Annotated in this window: 14 protein-coding genes; 9 read left to right on the forward strand and 5 right to left on the reverse strand. The window is 58.4% G+C overall.

Annotated features, from left to right (window positions below; genetic code table 11):
- From GRI91_RS16155 to GRI91_RS11270, 3 genes are all read left to right on the forward strand, one after another.
- The coding region (locus GRI91_RS16155; RefSeq protein ID WP_237437821.1) for a hypothetical protein at positions 1-350 on the forward strand (350 nt) is incomplete at its 5' end.
- Positions 351-562: 212 nt separating this feature from the next.
- Positions 563-1,873, forward strand: coding sequence for a sensor histidine kinase (locus GRI91_RS11265; protein ID WP_160736794.1), 1,311 nt, complete (start codon positions 563-565; stop codon positions 1,871-1,873).
- Positions 1,870-3,951, forward strand: a complete 2,082-nt coding sequence (locus tag GRI91_RS11270) for a response regulator (protein ID WP_160736795.1) — start codon at positions 1,870-1,872, stop codon at positions 3,949-3,951. Before GRI91_RS11265 ends, GRI91_RS11270 begins: the two co-directional genes overlap by 4 nt.
- Here the strand turns inward: GRI91_RS11270 and GRI91_RS16290 are convergent.
- Positions 3,945-5,378 (reverse strand): WecB/TagA/CpsF family glycosyltransferase, encoded by a 1,434-nt coding sequence (locus GRI91_RS16290; RefSeq protein ID WP_272917851.1) that lies wholly within the window; start codon positions 5,376-5,378, stop codon positions 3,945-3,947. The genes GRI91_RS11270 and GRI91_RS16290 overlap by 7 nt on opposite strands.
- A 293-nt stretch (positions 5,379-5,671) precedes the next feature.
- Here GRI91_RS16290 and GRI91_RS11280 point away from each other — a divergent pair, with 293 nt between their 5' ends.
- Genes GRI91_RS11280 through GRI91_RS11295 form a run of 4 tightly spaced genes read left to right on the forward strand, consistent with a single transcriptional unit; the run spans position 5,672 to position 9,945 of the window.
- A complete protein-coding gene (locus GRI91_RS11280) occupies positions 5,672-6,952 on the forward strand; it encodes an oligosaccharide flippase family protein (protein WP_160736796.1) in 1,281 nt (426 codons plus the stop codon).
- Complete coding sequence (locus GRI91_RS11285) at positions 6,949-7,878, forward strand: glycosyltransferase family 2 protein (RefSeq protein ID WP_160736797.1); 930 nt, start codon at positions 6,949-6,951, stop codon at positions 7,876-7,878. The genes GRI91_RS11280 and GRI91_RS11285 overlap by 4 nt, the downstream gene beginning before the upstream one ends.
- Before the next feature lie 25 nt (positions 7,879-7,903).
- On the forward strand, positions 7,904-8,893 hold the full coding sequence (locus tag GRI91_RS11290) for a glycosyltransferase family 2 protein (protein WP_160736798.1): 990 nt from the start codon (positions 7,904-7,906) through the stop codon (positions 8,891-8,893).
- Positions 8,890-9,945, forward strand: a complete 1,056-nt coding sequence (locus tag GRI91_RS11295; RefSeq protein WP_160736799.1) for a glycosyltransferase family 4 protein — start codon at positions 8,890-8,892, stop codon at positions 9,943-9,945. The genes GRI91_RS11290 and GRI91_RS11295 overlap by 4 nt, the downstream gene beginning before the upstream one ends.
- Positions 9,946-10,212: 267 nt before the next feature.
- Here GRI91_RS11295 and GRI91_RS11300 read toward each other — a convergent pair whose 3' ends face one another.
- Genes GRI91_RS11300 through GRI91_RS11310 form a run of 3 tightly spaced genes read right to left on the reverse strand, consistent with a single transcriptional unit; the run spans position 10,213 to position 14,146 of the window.
- Positions 10,213-11,514, reverse strand: coding sequence for an O-antigen ligase family protein (locus GRI91_RS11300; RefSeq protein ID WP_160736800.1), 1,302 nt, complete (start codon positions 11,512-11,514; stop codon positions 10,213-10,215).
- Positions 11,469-12,899, reverse strand: a complete 1,431-nt coding sequence (locus tag GRI91_RS11305; RefSeq protein ID WP_160736801.1) for a GumC family protein — start codon at positions 12,897-12,899, stop codon at positions 11,469-11,471. The genes GRI91_RS11300 and GRI91_RS11305 overlap by 46 nt, the downstream gene beginning before the upstream one ends.
- Positions 12,900-12,904: 5 nt before the next feature.
- The gene (locus GRI91_RS11310; RefSeq protein WP_160736802.1) at positions 12,905-14,146 is read right to left on the reverse strand and encodes a polysaccharide biosynthesis/export family protein; all 1,242 of its coding nucleotides are present in this window, start codon (positions 14,144-14,146) and stop codon (positions 12,905-12,907) included.
- 266 nt (positions 14,147-14,412) lie between these two features.
- On the opposite strand from GRI91_RS11310, the gene GRI91_RS11315 reads away from it, so the two are divergent.
- Both GRI91_RS11315 and GRI91_RS11320 read left to right on the forward strand, forming a co-directional pair.
- Entirely contained in the window at positions 14,413-14,943 is a 531-nt protein-coding gene (locus GRI91_RS11315; protein ID WP_160736803.1) for a heme NO-binding domain-containing protein, read from the forward strand.
- Entirely contained in the window at positions 14,940-16,427 is a 1,488-nt protein-coding gene (locus tag GRI91_RS11320) for a sigma-54-dependent transcriptional regulator (protein ID WP_160736804.1), read from the forward strand. Before GRI91_RS11315 ends, GRI91_RS11320 begins: the two co-directional genes overlap by 4 nt.
- A 39-nt stretch (positions 16,428-16,466) precedes the next feature.
- Here GRI91_RS11320 and GRI91_RS11325 read toward each other — a convergent pair whose 3' ends face one another.
- Positions 16,467-16,919, reverse strand: coding sequence for an Lrp/AsnC ligand binding domain-containing protein (locus GRI91_RS11325; RefSeq protein WP_160737125.1), 453 nt, complete (start codon positions 16,917-16,919; stop codon positions 16,467-16,469).
- Positions 16,920-17,003 lie beyond the last annotated feature (84 nt).

The raw sequence follows: 17,003 nt of genomic DNA on the forward strand, positions 1-17,003 counted from the left end.
GTCCGTCTATTTGGGCGACCGTTAGAAGCTGGCGAAACCGCCGCGCCCCGTCCGGTGAGATGGCTTCTATGAGGATCACCCCTTGGCGTCAACACTCACATTGCAGATTTGTGGCGGTTTTTGATAAGCCCCTGAAAATAAATCGATCTTTTGTTATTTTTAGCGTCTTTCAGAGCCTTGGCGAGGTGGTGATCGCGGTGACGAAAGCGAATCCCCTTTGCTTTCGAGAATGGATCACCCGGAACGAACAATTCGCCTCTAAAATCTGCTCCATTTGCGGTGATCGAAAGGTAAAATTAGTCATAACAGATATAAAAATCTTGCTTCATGGCTTGGCAAAATCGGTCTAACTGATGTGATTACGAGAAGATGCCCGGCGGAGAATGATAGTCATATTAAAGCCAATATCCGATCCTGATATCAAGCCTGTGCCGTGCCCGGTTGCCGTTCCTATTATAGTATGTGCTTTATGGACTGCTTTTAGGCGCTCTTTGCTAGCGCTTCAGTTTTAGGTGAAAATGGTGCTGTTTTGTCTGTGAATGACCCCCTGAACATGCTCCTGATGGCTATCGCCGCCGGTCTGATCTTTTCAATGGGCGTAGCGGTCGGCCGATTCCGCCTGGCGAAGATTCGTCGGCAGATGGAAACCTGGCGTGATGATGCAGACGATACCGTCAACCTATCCGGTGGCGAGAATGTCGCCGCAGGGCCTGAGAGACTTAACGTCGAAGATCTGGTCACAGAAAAGGCCGCCTTGGAGCAGCGGCTGGAAGAAACCGAAGCCTTGCAGCGAGAGACCGAGACACAGCTGCTCAAAACACAAGGCCTCGCCGAGAAGCGGCTGAAGATCCTGGGTCAGGTGAGTCACGATTTGCGTACCCCTGTCTCGGGAATTGTCGGGATGGTCGACCAGGCGAAAGACGATCCTCGCAGCGCAACCCGCGCGAAGGCCTTCGAGATTATCGAACTGTCCGCCTACAATCTGCTGCGGACGCTGGATAATGCCGTCGAGGAAGCGCGTCTTGAAGCGGGAGCGCCGATATCTGAAAGCGGCACCTTCAATCCTAAGGCCATGATGGAAAAGATCGTTACCGATCTTCAGCGGCTCGCCCAACGTAAGGGCATTATTCTGCAGAATAATGGCTCATGCAGTGAAACCCTTTCCGGAAACCCCGCACGGGTCGAACAGGTTCTTACCAATCTGATGACCAGCCTGATCAAATTTTCGGTGCGGCAGGAAATCGTCATCGGTTGTGTCTGCCGGCCGGATAGTCCGCCCGGCACCACCCTCGCCCATTTCTATATTGAGGATCGCGGCCGTCCTTCGAGCAAGGATGGCACGGACTATCTGTTCGATACGGTCGAACGGCTTGCCAGCAATCACCCCGGAGACAAACAGCAGGCTGGCCTCAGCCTGACAATATGTAGCAGGCTGGCGCATGAAATGGGGGGCCAGATCGGGATTGAGGACGCTGGCCCAGACCATCGCCGCGTCTTCTTCGAGGTGCCGCTGAAACAGCAAACCACAACCGAAACATCGGAACCCCTTCGCAGCGCCTTGCTGATAGATCGCAGCGCCACCGGTAAACTGACGGCGAGCGCACTGCTGTCACAGCTGGGTTTCAAAGTGGAATGCCGCGACGATCTCCCTACGCAGGAGGAACTGACCCACTACGAGTTCGTCATCTGTGATGCGGACACTTTGTCCGATGATGATTGGCCCGGCACGAATATGGTGGCCGACAAGGTGCAAGTCCTCGCCCTCGTCTCAACCGATAATACCAAACTGAAGGCAAAGCTGGCCGACCAGCGAATACCCACTCTCAACAAGCCGCTTGATATTGCCGAGCTGCACCGGGCGACGACAAAATGAGCTTCAACGGCCCGGACTCTTCCTCTGAGATATCCGCCGAAGACAGGGCGGCCATTCTTGCCAAGCGCCTTTCGCGCACCGAGGCCGCATTGCGGGAGGCAGAGACTGCGCTCGAGGCGCGCCTGCGCGAGCTCGACACTGCCAATCGTGAATTACAGAAACGCGAAGAGGATCTCGCCCGCCGGCTAACGATCGAGAACCGTAAACTGCTCGATGCCCAGCGTACCGCCGCGCTTGCGACCGTCTATTGGGAAAAGGGCGACACCTATTCCTCTTCCGGTGAATTGGGGGCGCTGCTCGGTCTGGATGCAGACGTGCCAATTACAATCGAGACAGCGACAAAGCGGCTGCATCCACTAGACCATATAAGAGTGTTCGACGCTTACCGATCATTCATGGACGATATGCCGGATCAGCAATCGCACATATTTGACCATCGGATCATCAGGCCGGATGGCGAAACCCGCTGGTTCCGCTGGGCGTTGCGCAAAGAGAATAGCGACACCGGCGAGATATTGCGCATCTACGGCAGTGTGCGGGATGTGACCGAGCAGCGCAGCACCCAGCGTGAGGTAAAAGCGCTGCAATTACGTGCCGAGCGCCGCGTCCGCGATCTTAAGCAACTTACCGGCAAATTGACGACGGCCAAGGCACAGGCGGAAACCGCCCTGCAAACACGCGATAAATTTCTGTCCTCCATGGGGCATTATCTGCGGACCCCGCTTTCGTCCCTCACCGGATCGCTCGATCTGCTTGCGATCGAGGCGCATAATCCGGAGGAGAAGCGCCGCGTTGATGTTGCGACCCGCTCTGCCGGGCAATTATCCGCCCTGATCACCGAAATGATCGAAGAAGCGGAAGGCGAGTTAAGCGAAGTTACGCTGACGCCAGTTCCAGTGAATACCCACACTGCGTTTCAGGAGAGTATCGCCTATTGGCAGCAAATTCATCCGGAAGCCTCGCGGCTGACGCTGCATCTTGCTGAGGATTTGCCAGCAATGCTGATGGTCGATCCGGCACGGTTTCGCATATTGCTGGATGGATTGATCGGGTCGTGCCTCGATAGCGGCGGCGATATCACGCTGCAGGTGACGTGGCAGGATGCGCTGATCCTGCAAACAGAGGTACAAGGCGGCCACTGGCCTGCCTCTCTGCAACGCGACACCGGCCAGATCGAAGACCCTGGTCTGCGATTTGCCCACCGACTGGTGCGGGCGATGGGCGGGACGATACACTTCCCCCAGCCCAGCACTTTGCAGATTTCTCTGCCGCTTGACCTGCCTGATCCATCAACCACTGCCAGACAAGACGGCGCACTGTCCCTGCCCGATGGCCGAACACCGCGCGTTCTGCTGGCCGAAGATACGCCGACCAACCGCTATGTCATCACCAGCCAGCTTGAAAGTCTGGGCTGCGAAACCCTGAGCGTTGAAAACGGACAGTTGGCGCTGGACGCGATCAGCCGCGAACATTTCGACATTATCCTGATGGATGTGATGATGCCGGTGCTGGATGGTGCGGAAGCGACGCAGGCGATCCGCGCCCTGCCCGATGACCGCGCCGCCAGGACACCCATCATCGGCATCACAGCGCACAGCCTGCAATCGGAACGCGACCGGTTGATCAATCTGGGCATGTCCGCCTGCCTGACAAAACCGGTTCGCCGTGACGATCTGCGCGTCGCGATTGCATCATATCTGACACAATCCGATGAAAGCCCGACTACTGCGGAAAGCGCGCTGATTGATAGCGAGGCTTTTTGCCAGGCCTTCCTGGCGCTGGCCCCATCCTATCGCCCCCGCCTGCTGGAGGCCGTGTTTCAGGATATCGAAACCTATGGCAGGGATCTGCACGAGGCAGCACTATCCGGGGATGAGGAAAATATGCGCCGCGCCGCGCATAGTCTCAAAGGTGTTGCCGGGAATATCGGTGCCAATGGGCTGATGGATTCCGTGGCGCAGCTGCGGCGTGCAGACCCGGCCCAGGCGGCGGAGCACTGGCCCGACGTTGAACGCACGATTGCCGCAAGCGTTACCGCCTGCGGCAATCTGTTTACCGAAAAGATTGCCAATCAATAGGCACCGCGGCCGCTGACAACCGCCGGAATAGTCCGGAACAGCAGGGAGAGATCGGTCTTGAAAGAACGGCTTTCGAGATAGCTGCAATCCATTTCCAATTGCTGATCAAAGGCAATATCGGCGCGGCCACTGACCTGCCAGATGCAAGTGATGCCGGGTTTGCCAGACAATCTGTTGAATGCCGCAGCCGAGTATTTTTCCGCTTCCACCGGCAAGGCTGGACGCGGGCCGACCAGAGACATTTCACCCTTCAGAACATTCACCAATTGCGGCAATTCATCCAGCGAGAAGCGGCGCAGAATCCGTCCGGTCCGGGTGATGCGCGGGTCGTGCTTCATCTTGAAGCAAGTTCCATCGCGTTCGGACAGGGCCAGCAATTGTGCGCGCCGCGCCTCTGCATCAATATGCATGGACCGGAATTTCAGCATGCCGAAATTGCGCCCCCTTTCCCCAACACGGGTCTGGCGGAAGAAGACCGGGCCGCGATCTTCCAGCTTGATCGCCAGGGCCACCGCGAAAAAGATCGGCAACAGCATGATAATTGCCAAGGCAGAGAGCGCGGCATCCATTGCTCGCTTTGTAGCAAGTGACGCGCGCTCCGCGTAACCACGCTGAACACTGGCCGCTGCCAGGGCGTGCAGCATGAAAACAGCATTGCCGACCAGATAGCGATTGGCCAGACGGCGCGGCTCCATCGCCAGACGCCAGACCCATTCGCATCCCGCGGCGCGGAAGAGCGCGGGTGCGCGGGGGATGCGGCCGGAATAATAATCAAACAACCCGCCAACACCCAGCACAACTGGGACCGTGATCCGGCTGCGATTGCGGGCAATCCAGTTTTCCTGAAGCGGAACGCCGAAACCGACAAACAGGATCTGCGCCCCGGATGCATTGATCTTGGCGATCACATCCGCTTCCTGCTCTGCCGTGAAATAGCCATCCTGCGTGCCGGCGATCTGCAATTGCGAAAACCGCGCCTGCATGGTGTTGCCAGCTTCAGCCGCAATGTCAGGCGACCCGCCGAGCAGATAGATCGGCGCGGAATTTTGCGCAGCCGCTTCGCAGATTTCCGGGAAGAGATCCGTGCCATTCAGATTGTCGCCAAGCTCAACCCCGCATAATTTCGAAGCCGCTCTCATGCCGCTGCCGTCAGGCAGGATCAGATCGCTGCTTTCAAGTGACTGCGCATAATCGGCATCGCGGAAATAGGTGTTGATGCAATGGGCATTGACGAAATTGATCGTGCTGGTGACGCCAAAGCTGGCGCGACGCACAATTTCCTGTGCCATTTCAGTTCTTTGGGCATGGACCAGCGGAAGACCGAAGATCGTTTCACGGCGCAGAGCAAATTTGCTGCGCCCATTGATCAGTTCGAGTGCTTCTGCCGGTGAAAGAACGGCACCGGCTTCAAAGGACATGGCTTTCATGGCGGCTCTCCTGTTGCGAGTGAATGAGAGCTCTTCGGCAAGGGCCGTGCCAGAATCTGAAATTTACATATAAATCAAATACCTACACCGAATACACCTGATCTTAACCATCTGAATTTTCTGCATTTCGCAAAATGCGACGGCCGTTCTTCGCAATTTGCAAATTGCAGCGTTGCAAATTGCGGAAACTGAGTAGTGATCCTTAGCTGATTTCACTTAATCGTTGTTTTTCAATTATTTAATTAAAGTGGCACGCAAATTGAATTGCTCTGGGCAAACACGGAGTTCAATTCATGCAATTCATTCATCTCAGCCTAGACAAATATCTGCCGCGTTCGGTGCGGCCGGTTCTTGCCGGTCTGAGCGCCTATGCTTCGGCAGAGATGATCACCCGTGTTGTCCGCATCGGTGCGATCCTTGTTATCGCTCGCCGGACGGACCCCGCATTGCTCGGCACCGCTGCTGCTGCGCTGAGCCTGTTTGAACTGATCCGCGTATTGGCCAATGCCGGTATCGGACAGCGCATCATCGCCGCATCGGATGCCGAACTGCCCGCAATCTGCAACACGGCAGCACGGCTGTTCTGGGCGATCTGCCTGTCCGTTTCGATCATTCAGCTGACCATTGCCGGCGGCCTGTATCTCTTCACCGTGCAGGATGAAGCCGCCTTGATGCTGGCCGTTCTGTCAGCCGTTTATCTGATTATGCCCCCGGGGCTGGTTCAGATCTTTCTGCTGATGCGTGCCGGACGTCTGGGCGCCACCGCCCGGATCGGTGCGACGCAGACGATGGCTGATCATATCTTCACCGTTGGTCTGGTTCTGATCTGGCCAACCGCCTGGGCCATCGTTCTGCCCAAATTGCTGACCGCGCCGATCTGGACGGTTCTGGCCCGCCGCGCGCAGCCCTGGTCGCCCGACCGCAGCGCCGGCTATGCCCCCGTCCGCCACTTTCACGGCTTTGGTTTCGCTATTCTTGGTTCGGAACTGCTGGGCGCGCTGCGACTGCAGGCTGACAAGCTGATCATTGCCGCCTTGCTCGGCGTTGAAGCGCTCGGCCTCTATTACTTCGCCTTCAATGCCGGCCTCGGCATTACCCAGAGTTTCACTTCCGCTTTCGGCACAGTTGTATTCCCTCACCTGTGCCGGGCCGGCGATGAGCAGGAACGGCAGGCTCGCCTCCGTGAAGCCTCCTCCTTGGGCCTCCTGTTCCTGGTCCCTCTCATCGCCGCGCAGGGGCTGCTCGCTCCCTTCTATGTCCCGTTCCTTTTTGGAAATGAATGGACGCCAGCAGCCCCTTATCTTTCCCTGCTGTGCCTGGCCGCATTGCCGCTCTTCTGCGGTAGCGCCCTCAGCGCCGCATACCGCGCCGATCAGCGGCCGGGCCGCGAAACCCGCCTGGCCGCTATCGCCACCGCCGCAGGCCTTGCCGGCCTCACCGTCGGCGCGACGTACTCTCTCACCCTGGCCTGCGCCGGATATTCCGCTGGCCTTGCCATCACCCTCATCCCCGCCGCGCTCAAGAGAGTGCTGCCCACGAGCCCCATTCACACCGCGAAGGAAGCCACGTCATGACCCAGCCACTCTTCTCGATCATCATGCCCGCATATAATGCTGAAAAGACCATCGAAGCTGCGATCTACAGCGCGCTGGAACAGTCCGAAGACGATTTCGAACTGATCGTCATCGATGATGGTTCGCAGGATTCGACCCTGCGCAAGGCGCTGCATCTGGCAGTTGATGATCGCCGCATCCATGTGGTTTCCCGCGAGAATGCCGGCGTTTCCGAAGCCCGCAATCTGGGCGTTGAAATGGCCCGCGGCCTGTTCATCGCCTTCCTCGACGCAGACGATCAGTGGTACCCGAACAAGCTGGCGGCTCACCGCCACTTCCATGCCGCAAATCCGAATGTCGCGGCCAGCTTCGGCCAGATCGCCTTCCGTGAAGACCGCCGCGGCACGCTTCAGCCTGCCAAGACGCTTTCCTCGGTGCCGCAGGGTCCGCTGAGCCTGATGCAGATTCTTTCGGAAAACCCGGTTTGCACCACCAGCAATCTGGTTGTTTCGGCCGCCGCCTTCCACACCACCGGCCCGTTCGAAGCTGGTCTCAACCACGCGGAAGACCAGGAATGGCTCGCCCGGCTGATCTGCCACGGTTTCGCATTGTGCGGGATCGATGAATTGCTGGTCGATTACCGGATGAGCGATGACGGTCTTTCCGCCGATCTCGACGCGATGCTGAATGGCTGGCGCTCTCTGGTTGAGCGTTATGCCGGCAGCCGCGACATGTCCGGCGCCGAAGCGATCTATTGCCGTTACCTCGCCCGCCGCGCGCTGCGCACCGGCGCCCCTGTCAGCAGCGCCTATCGCTTTGCCCGCCAGGGGCTGAACCGCAACGCAACCGCATTTTTCAACGACATGCGCCGTGGATGGATGACCCTACTGGGCGTTGCCCTGTCCCCCGCCATCCCCCGCAATCTTCGCCCGCATCTGTTTGCCTGATCACATCTTTAACGGAGTAAAGCTCATGAACACGCCTCGTATCTCTGTCGTAATGCCCGTTTACAATGTCGAAGCCTACATCGGTGCGGCGATCGAATCCGTCCTCGCCCAAAGCTTCGAAGATTTCGAACTGATCATCGTTGATGATGGCGGCAGCGACAATTCGATTGAAATCGCGCGCTCTTATGATGATCCGCGGATCCACATCGTTTCGCAGATCAATCGCGGCCTTGCTGGTGCACGCAATACCGGCATCGCTGCGGCGCAGGGGGATTACATCGCGCTGCTGGATTCGGATGATTGCTACCACCCCGACAAGCTGCGCCTGCATTTCGTCCATCTGGAAGCAAACCGGATGATCGGTGTCAGCTATGCCGGATCACGGATGATCGATGCTGAAGGAAATCCGCTGTCTGTCGCCATGCGTCCGAAACTGACCGGAATTGATTCCGCGCAGATCCTGCGCCGCAATCCGATTGGCAATGGCAGTGCAGCCGTTTTGCGCCGTTCGGCCATCGACCGGGCCATCTTCAACATGGAAGGTGAACCCTATCGCCGCTGCTGGTTTGATGAGAGCTTCCGCCAGTCCGAAGATATCGAATTCTGGATCCGCCTGTCTGCGAAGCACGGTGTCCTGTTTGAAGGTATTGAAGGTTTGCTGACCGATTACCGTATCGTTGCCGGTGCGCTGTCAGCCAATATCGTGAAGCAATATCTCAGCTGGAATGCCATGCTGCGCAAAACCCGCGAATATGCACCGGAATTGATTGCCCGCCACGGCCATCAGGCCCGCGCCTATCAGCTGCGCTACCTCTCTCGCCGCGCAGTTCAGCTGGGTGATGCCCATTTCGCCAAATCCCTGCTGAGCGAAGCCTTGACCACATCACCCCGGATCGCCTTCGCTGAACCGATCAAGACCGGTGTTACAGGCGCCGCCGTCCTGGCTGCCAATATCCTCGGCCCGGAGCGTTTCCGCCGCGTTGCCACGCGTTATCTGAAAGGAGCCGTCGCATGATCCGCGCTGTTCACCTGCTCGACGATTTCGCCATGGGCGGTGTTACCCGCAGCCTGTTGCTGCATGAACGCCCGGAGCTGGCTTCGATCGCACGATCCACGGTCGTCCCGGTTGCGGCGAGCTGCCGCGTGGCCCCGCATTACGACGCCGATCTGATCATCACCCACTTCCCCCCGTCATGGAAAAGGTTGAGCTTTCTGGCGAGCCTCCGCCTGCGCAACCCTAAAGCGCGCCTGATCCATGTCGAACACAGCTATACCAAGAGTTTTGAAGCCCGGCGGGTCGCAAAAAGAGCACGGTTCAGAACCATGCTCACGCTGGCGCTTAGCTTCTTCGACGAAATCCTCTGCGTCTCTCAGGCGCAGGCGGACTGGCTCGAAGAAGCCGCGCGGTTGGACCATAAAAAACCGATAGTTATAAATCCATGGTCCAACCGCGCCCAATTGCTTCAGGTGGAACAGCTCAAGCCGCTCGCCAAAAACGCACCACTTCGCCTTGCCGCCTATGGCCGGTTTGCCGAGCCAAAGAACTTCCTCGCCGCGATCCAGGCCGTTCGCCGGTTCCAGCCGGGTGAGGTGGAGCTCCACCTTGGCGGCACCGGTCCGGATGAGGAAGAAATGCGCGCAAGTACGGAAGGATGCAGCAGCATCCATTTTCACGGAATGATCGACGACGTGCCCGCATTTCTGGGTGAATGCGACGCCCTGATCGTGCCTTCCGAATGGGAAGCTTTCGGTCTGGTCGCCACAGAAGCCCGGCTTGCCGCCCGACCAATTCTGGTCGCCAATGTTGACGGCCTGCCCGAACAAGTGGGTGAAGCCTATCCTGCCGGGCTGGTCGCCGAAATGCGCACACCCGATGATATAGAACGCGCGATCCGCCACTTCCGCACCTTGCCGCTGTCCGAAATGGGGTGGCGGGGCCGGCAGGCTGCCCGCAATATCGAAAGTGAAGTCCTGGCCGGATGGCGCGGCGTATATCTGCGCGCCCATCACGGCCGGGCCGCCAATTATCAAACAGACGGGCACAACCCCGCACGGCTCTCAGCCTGAGCCCTCCCTCCCCCGTAACTTACGGCCCGCCATTCTCCCTCAGGCGGGCCTTTTCTTTGCCTGCTGTCCGGGTTGGCTTGCCGCGTTGTTTTTGGATCTCCGGCTTACTTGCAACCGCCGAAGCGCTGTCCTGCTTTGCGAACATGGCAGCTCTCGACTTAGGCGCTGCCCCATTTGCCTGGCGAACCACACCTTACGCTCAGGACTCGTGGCCCATCAGATATGAGAAGGTGATGGGGGAAATGAGGACGGTCGGGCAGACCTGCTTCAAGCAGCTTCAGTCTCAGGTTCAGCTTCGTCTTTGGGCGGCTCTTGTTGCCCCAGAGCGATCCCGATAATCATCAGGCCCGGCCAGGTAAGATAGGCCAGCATCTCCAGATTCTCACCGAAACTATAGAGAAGTTGCACCATGACCATGGCCAGGCCGGCACGCTGAAGCGAGCCCCAGCGCGCACGCCAGAACAGCACGACAAAACTGACGATAAGCGGAATGGCGAGCGCAATCGCGCCGGTCAGCCCCTTTACGAAGAGCAGCCCGTACCATGTATGGTGGCTGCCGATCGGCATATATTCCACCAGATGCGGCCCATTTTCGACGATACCATGGCCAAACCACGGTGCCTCTGTTTCCCAGCGGTGCAGCGCAATGCGGCCCAATGCTGCGCGCACCCGGCTGGAATCCGCTCTGGCGGAGGAAAAATCACTCATTAATTGATCAGCGAATTCCAGCAGAGCGGGCCCAAAAAAACCGACGATCAGCAACAGAGGTGCCGCCAGCATCCATGTGGATGGGCGCGCGATCCGACCTGCCCCAAAGCAGAATGGTGCAATCACCAGCAGGGCAACCAGGGCGAGGCGCGATTGCGAAAAAATCGCCAGTGCCAGGCCCGCCGTAATGCCGATGATTTTCCAGCCCAGCGCCTTCTCCTGCGCCGCAAGCAGCACATAGATAACCGCGACCATGCCCGCAGCCGGGGACCAAGGGGCAAAGAATTGCCAACGCGGCGTGCCCACGCCCGGTTCTATCGTATAAAGAATCGCCGCAAAATATTCCGGGCCCGAGCCGCCGATTATCTTGAGCGGTGAAACCCAGAGCTGGCTGGGCAGGCCAATATAGGGAGCTGCAAGAAATAGCGGCAGCAAGATGAGAGTTTGGAGCCCCAATTTACAGATTGCGCGATAGATCACTTCGGGCCGGATCTTCAGCGCAGCCCCGGCCAGCGGGAACAGAGCCAGCAAGGCCCAGCCCTTGGCCCAACCGATCGAACTCTTGATCGTTTTGCCAGTGCCGAGATCGTAATTGGCATGGCCGGCCCATAGAATGACCAGCATCGCCAGCATTCCCGCCACCCACAACCAGATTGTGAACGGTACTCTTTCCGGCTGATTATCCGCGCCCAATGCGGGGGAAAGATAAAACTGACCCGCCGCCAGGAAGGCCAGAATCCAACCGAGCGCCGGGCCGGCGGGGTACAATCCCCCGATCAGCCACAGCGCCCAGCTGGCACCGATCGCTGCCGCGATCAGGCGTTCGGGAGGAGTTTGCGGATGATGGGCTGGCGCAGCCACAGCAGCAAAAATCCAAAGATAATGACGAGCGAGGCGCCCATTGCACCGGCGATAGCGATAATCGGCGATGGCGCGGCCCGTCCGCCCGGAAGCGTGGGAGCCTCCAGCGTCTGAACCAGCGGATAGGAAGCGAAAGGATCGGACTTGTTGGTATCCAGCCGCGCCAGTGCGGAGGAGAACACCGCCTCGGCAACGCGCAGGTCACGGACCAGATCAGCCAGTTGAGCGGCTTGTTCGACCAATTCTTCGGAGCCGTTTTCCTGCTCGGCGATTTGCCGGCGGATTTCGCTCAAGGCCGCCGCAGAACCGACCCGGCCGCTATCGCGTGCGACAAAGGCTTCGATCAAACGTCCACGCCCTTCCGAAACCGACAGATCGGCAAAAGCGGCGACCTGCTTTGGCGCGAGACCCGACAGGGTTGCCCCGCGCGAAGACAAGGCTGCGCGCAATTCGCGGCCTTCAGCGTTCAGCTCTTCCATCCGGCCATGAGCCGGACCCAGCGTTCCGCTCTTCTGTGTTTTGTCTCCCACACTGGTAGCATAGCGCGACAAGAGCTCCTGGAAAACAGGGTCGCCCTTTAAAAGAAGCGCCTGGCGTGCCTGAGGCAGCGAAATACCCAGAGTTGAGGCCAGCCGACCGGCGACGGCATTGCCTTCACTCAGTTCAGTGCGGCGATCCCGTTCGCGTCCACGCAGATCGTCCAGCGCGGCAACACGTCCAGCAAACTGATCAAGCGAAACCAGTCCTGTTTCCCCCTGAAAGGCGAGAACAGCTTTCTGGGCGCTATCAACCTTGGCCTGCAATTCAGCGATTCTCAGCGCATCGGCGCTTTCACGCTTGGCGGCTTCATCCTCGCGCAGGTTGGACAGGGAATCGAGGAAGGCATTGCGAACTGCCTCCATCCGCGCCTTGGCCTGCTCCGGATTGGCACCCGACATGCGCAGTTCAATCAGGTTGGTCTGGTCGATCAATTTAATGTCGGGAGCCGGAAAACCAGCAACATCTTCCCCCAACTGGCGTGCGGCCTCTCCGCGAACCGGATCGGACATCAGCAGCCGCTTGTAATTCTCGGTAGGGCTGAGGGTCGAACTGGAGAATGCGGAGGATGTGCTGGCCGAAGCCTGACCAATGGATTCAAGATTAAGCGAACCACCCGAACCAGAACCCGGCAGGATCAGCGTCATACGGCTGTCATAGCGATCAGGAACCAGTGCCAGATAGGCACCGGTCAGGATCCAGATAGCAGCCAGCGGCGCGGCCAGCGCGATGAAATAGCGGCGATACCGCCCCATCGCAGGGAGACCATCGCGAACCAGCCACCACAGACGAACCAGACGGCGCGGTTTGGTGTCAGCTTTAAGCTGCGGCGGACGTGTGACTCGCATATGCATCAGTTTGCTGCCTGTCCGATAAGGATTGCGGGGGTCGCGGTCGAAACCGCTTCTGAGACCATGCCCAGAGCGTCACGGAAATTGGTCCAGCGGCTGTCATAGCAGGCGATGGCATCATCCGGCATCAGATAGGGGTTCACGCTGTCGCGATTGGCCAGCCGGACCAGCTTCTCGATATCGCGTTCCACCACCACACTCTGCCCATTCATGGGATTGCGTGAAATCAGAACTGCACGCCGGTCTGACGCCATATAGCTGCCGCCGACGCAGTTCATTGCGACCAGCGCCTGCAGCAAGCGGGTACCATAGGGCAGCGATGTGGTTTCTTTCCCAATCGCGGCGCCGGCATTGTTGTTGGCGCTGCGCGTCAGGTTGGACATGTAAACGCGAATGCCCGGAATGGTGAGCGGCGTCGGGCGGACCAGTTCGGGGTCGAAGCAGGTCCGGCTGGGGACCACAATCCGGTCGCCCGCCGTGACATTCACATCGCGCGATGCCCAGCCATAAATCATGCCGGAAAGGTCGACTTCCATATAGGCGCCGGCGCGGATCAGATAGATGCGTGAAACATCGGCGTCAGGGCGCACCCCGCCAGCCGCACGGATCGCGCTGGAAACGGAGCGGCTGATGTTGTCATCACCGCGAACGGCGCCTTCTTTCAAACCGATGCGGCTGTCGGGGTTGCGCTCTCCGGCACGAACAGCCCCCGGCGCGAAAACCGCACCCGAGACAGCCGCCGGAACGCCGCTCGATTCAACCAGGGAGAGACGAACCGCATTGCGCAGCGGCCGGACAATCTGCGCCGCGACCAGGGCAGCGTGTAATTGCGTGGTGACATCACGTTCCGAAAGCCCCGCAGCATTGAGCGGGTTGATGCCGGGAACATCGATCCTCCCATCGCTGCCGATTACGTAAATGCCCGAAAGGCGGCCGGCGTCACCGAGGATCTGAATATCCAGACGGTCGCCAGCGGCAAGCGGGCTCATCCGATCGAGGAATTCACCGGGCGCAGCGCGGCGCAACTGGCTGATTTCACGCGGCTGAGTCCAGTCGCAGCTTGGCGCACCGCGGCCCACCGGCGTAGGGGCAACCCAATCGCCTTCAGGATGGCCCGTTTCCTGTGCAACCTGACCAGGCGCCCAGCGGGCGCTTGAATAATTTTCCGGCGCCGGACCAGCAACACAGCCGGCGGTCAACAGAGCGGAAGCCAAAGCAACAATGGAAGCGGTCTTGCGGTACATCTGATTTCTCCTCCTGATCCGGGGCGGGATCTTTCCCTTCCCTCATCAAGAGTCGTGCCAGTTTCAGAATAGTAGAGAATGCCTAGGGTTTCGCATTTTGCGATTCGCAAATTGCCAATTTCAAATCGCTTTTTTCGCAAATTGCGATGCATTTTGCATTTTGCATGCCCGCTTACGCGACAATCGACGCAATTGCGTGGGCTCCCGGCTGGCATGTATTTTGCATTGTATGCTCCTGAGAACATAGATCACATCCGGAGCATGCCATGAAAGGTATCATATTCACCGAGTTGCTTGGCTTTATCGAGGCCAAAGCCGGAATGGTATTCGCCGAGCAAGTATTGGAAAAAGCCAATCTGCCAAATGATGCTGCCTTCACGACAGTCGGTCTGTATCCTTCGCATTATGCGACGTCGCTCGTCAGTGCTGCCAGTGAACTGTCAGGAATACCGGCTGATAAACTTTGCCGTGAATATGGCGAATTTCTATTCGATCGATTTACTAAACTATATGCTAATCTTTTGGCGGCATACTCAACCGCAGACGCGCTGTTAACTCATGTGAACACCCATATTCACGAGGAAGTCAAACTACTATACCCCGATGCCGTGCCCCCGTGTGTAACGGCGAGGAAAGAGGGAGATGTGCTGGTGATCGAATATCAATCCCACCGCCCCTTCGCCCATATTGCCTATGGGCTCGTTTCGGGTGCGCTCTCACATTACGGCGACACGCGCTGTCTGGAATGGGTTGATGACAATCAGTCCGACCACGCAACTTTCCGGATCGTGTCATGAGCGGCGCGCGGGTTCTCATCGTCGAAGACACCGCTTCGCTCGCGCTTGGCTATGCTGCCCAACTGGAAGAAGCCGGTCATGCGATCGAAATCGCTGCCGATCTGGCATCCGCGCGCGCTCAGCTGAACGGCGCCGCTTTCGACACCGTCTTGCTCGATCTGCAATTGCCCGATGGCGACGGGCTCGATCTGCTGGAAAGCTACCGCGAGAAGCTGAGCGAAACCAGTTTCATCGTGGTCACGGCGGATGGTTCGCTCAAGCGCGCGGTCACCGCGATGCGGCTCGGCGCTTATGATTTTCTGGTCAAGCCCGTCGCCGGAGAGCGACTGCTGACAACCGTGCGCAATGCGGCCGAGCGGGGACGTCTGGCGCGTGAAGTCAAAACCGTACGCAAGGCCGCAAGACGCGAACAGTTTCAGGGCTTCATCGGCAAATCCGCAATCATGCAGGCGATCTATCGGCAGATAGAGAATGTCGCGGATTCCCGCGCGACCGTCTTCATCACGGGTGAAAGCGGCACGGGTAAGGAAGTCGCCGCCGAGGCCATTCACCGCAGCGGACAACGGGCAAAGGGTCCCTTCATCGCAGTCAATTGCGGGGCTATCCCTGAAAATCTGCTGGAGTCCGAATTGTTCGGCCATGTCAAAGGCGCCTTTACAGGGGCCATCGAAAATCGCCCCGGCGCCGCAAGAGAGGCAAATGGCGGCACTCTGTTTCTCGATGAAATCTGCGAAATGGAGCTTAAGCTGCAGGTTAAATTGCTGCGTTTCCTGCAGACCGGCATGGTACAAAAGGTCGGATCAAGCCAGCCCGAGCCGGTTGATGTCAGGATCGTCTGCGCCACCAATCGTGACCCGTCCGCGGAGGTTACCGCAGGCCGCTTTCGCGAAGATTTGTTTTATCGCCTGAACGTGATCCCGCTGGAGCTGCCCCCTTTGCGCGAACGGGGCAATGATGTGGAGCAAATCGCCCGCGCCTTTATGGAACGCTTTGCCCATGATGAAGGGCGGCAATTCGATGATTTGTCGGAAGCCAGCGTGGCATGGCTAAACAATCACACCTGGCCGGGCAATGTGCGTGAGCTGCAAAATTCCGTGCGCCGTGCGGTTGTTACCGGCAGCGGGCCTTTGCTGGAGCTGCAGCAGAATGACCGGGCGGCACCGCGAGGGGTTCCGGCTGCAGCAGCATCAATGCCACCGCCACCGCCGGAAACGCCGTTGGTATCTTCGGAACCATTGCCATCACCTTCCACCGCCCAATCGGACAATTTTTCTCCCACTTTGCCGGAGGGAATGTCGGTATCGGCCCTGCGCAGATCAGCCGGGCTGGAAACTCTTGTTGCCACATGCACAATGGATGAGCTGGAACGCCACATCATCGAAATCGCGATCGCGCAGGCAGATGGTAACATTACCGATGCGGCCCGTGCGCTCGCAATCAGCCCATCCACGATCTATCGCAAACAACATAAATGGGAGGGCTGACCCGCCTGCCGCTCACCACATGCAGGAATGTCACAGCCGTTAAGCTGGGTATTGGCTGCGCAGCTTGACGGTTTTGATCGAAAAGCTGGACCGCATGGAGGAAACGCCGGGCAATTGTGACAAATAATCGCGGTGAATCTCGGAAAATGCCTCCAGATCGGGGGCGATAATCCGCAGGATATAATCGGCTCCGCCCGTCATGAGATGACATTCCAATATCTGGTCAAATTCGGCCACAGCCTCTTCGAACGCCTCCATCGCAGCCCGGCTCTGACTGGCCAGAGTTATCTCGACAAAGGCGATCAGCGAATAGCCGAATTTGAGCGGATCGAGCTGCGCCACATAGCCAGTTATGATCCCTCTTTCCTCCAGCGCCTTGATTCGCCGGTGGCAGGCAGAGGTCGACAGGCCGAGCTGTTCGGCAAGCTGTACCAGCGGGCGCGAACTGTCCGCCTGAAGCGCACGAAGCAAGGCGCGATCAACATCGGAGATGGAAAGCAAACCGGAAACCTTTTTATATCTGGTGGATTTTCCCGATTATACGCCACAGGCGGGAAAGAAAGGAAAGTCTTTTCA

The sequence above is a fragment of the Altericroceibacterium endophyticum genome, assembly GCF_009827595.1.
Classification (GTDB): Bacteria; Pseudomonadota; Alphaproteobacteria; order Sphingomonadales; family Sphingomonadaceae; genus Altericroceibacterium; species Altericroceibacterium endophyticum.

Coding starts and splice junctions, on each gene's coding strand:
- GRI91_RS11265 (WP_160736794.1), top strand. CDS start 563: ATGGCTATCGCCGCCGGTCTGATCTTTTCAATGGGCGTAGCGGTCGGC.
- GRI91_RS11270 (WP_160736795.1), top strand. CDS start 1,870: ATGAGCTTCAACGGCCCGGACTCTTCCTCTGAGATATCCGCCGAAGAC.
- GRI91_RS16290 (WP_272917851.1), bottom strand. CDS start 5,378: ATGAAAGCCATGTCCTTTGAAGCCGGTGCCGTTCTTTCACCGGCAGAA.
- GRI91_RS11280 (WP_160736796.1), top strand. CDS start 5,672: ATGCAATTCATTCATCTCAGCCTAGACAAATATCTGCCGCGTTCGGTG.
- GRI91_RS11285 (WP_160736797.1), top strand. CDS start 6,949: ATGACCCAGCCACTCTTCTCGATCATCATGCCCGCATATAATGCTGAA.
- GRI91_RS11290 (WP_160736798.1), top strand. CDS start 7,904: ATGAACACGCCTCGTATCTCTGTCGTAATGCCCGTTTACAATGTCGAA.
- GRI91_RS11295 (WP_160736799.1), top strand. CDS start 8,890: ATGATCCGCGCTGTTCACCTGCTCGACGATTTCGCCATGGGCGGTGTT.
- GRI91_RS11305 (WP_160736801.1), bottom strand. CDS start 12,899: ATGCGAGTCACACGTCCGCCGCAGCTTAAAGCTGACACCAAACCGCGC.
- GRI91_RS11310 (WP_160736802.1), bottom strand. CDS start 14,146: ATGTACCGCAAGACCGCTTCCATTGTTGCTTTGGCTTCCGCTCTGTTG.
- GRI91_RS11315 (WP_160736803.1), top strand. CDS start 14,413: ATGAAAGGTATCATATTCACCGAGTTGCTTGGCTTTATCGAGGCCAAA.
- GRI91_RS11320 (WP_160736804.1), top strand. CDS start 14,940: ATGAGCGGCGCGCGGGTTCTCATCGTCGAAGACACCGCTTCGCTCGCG.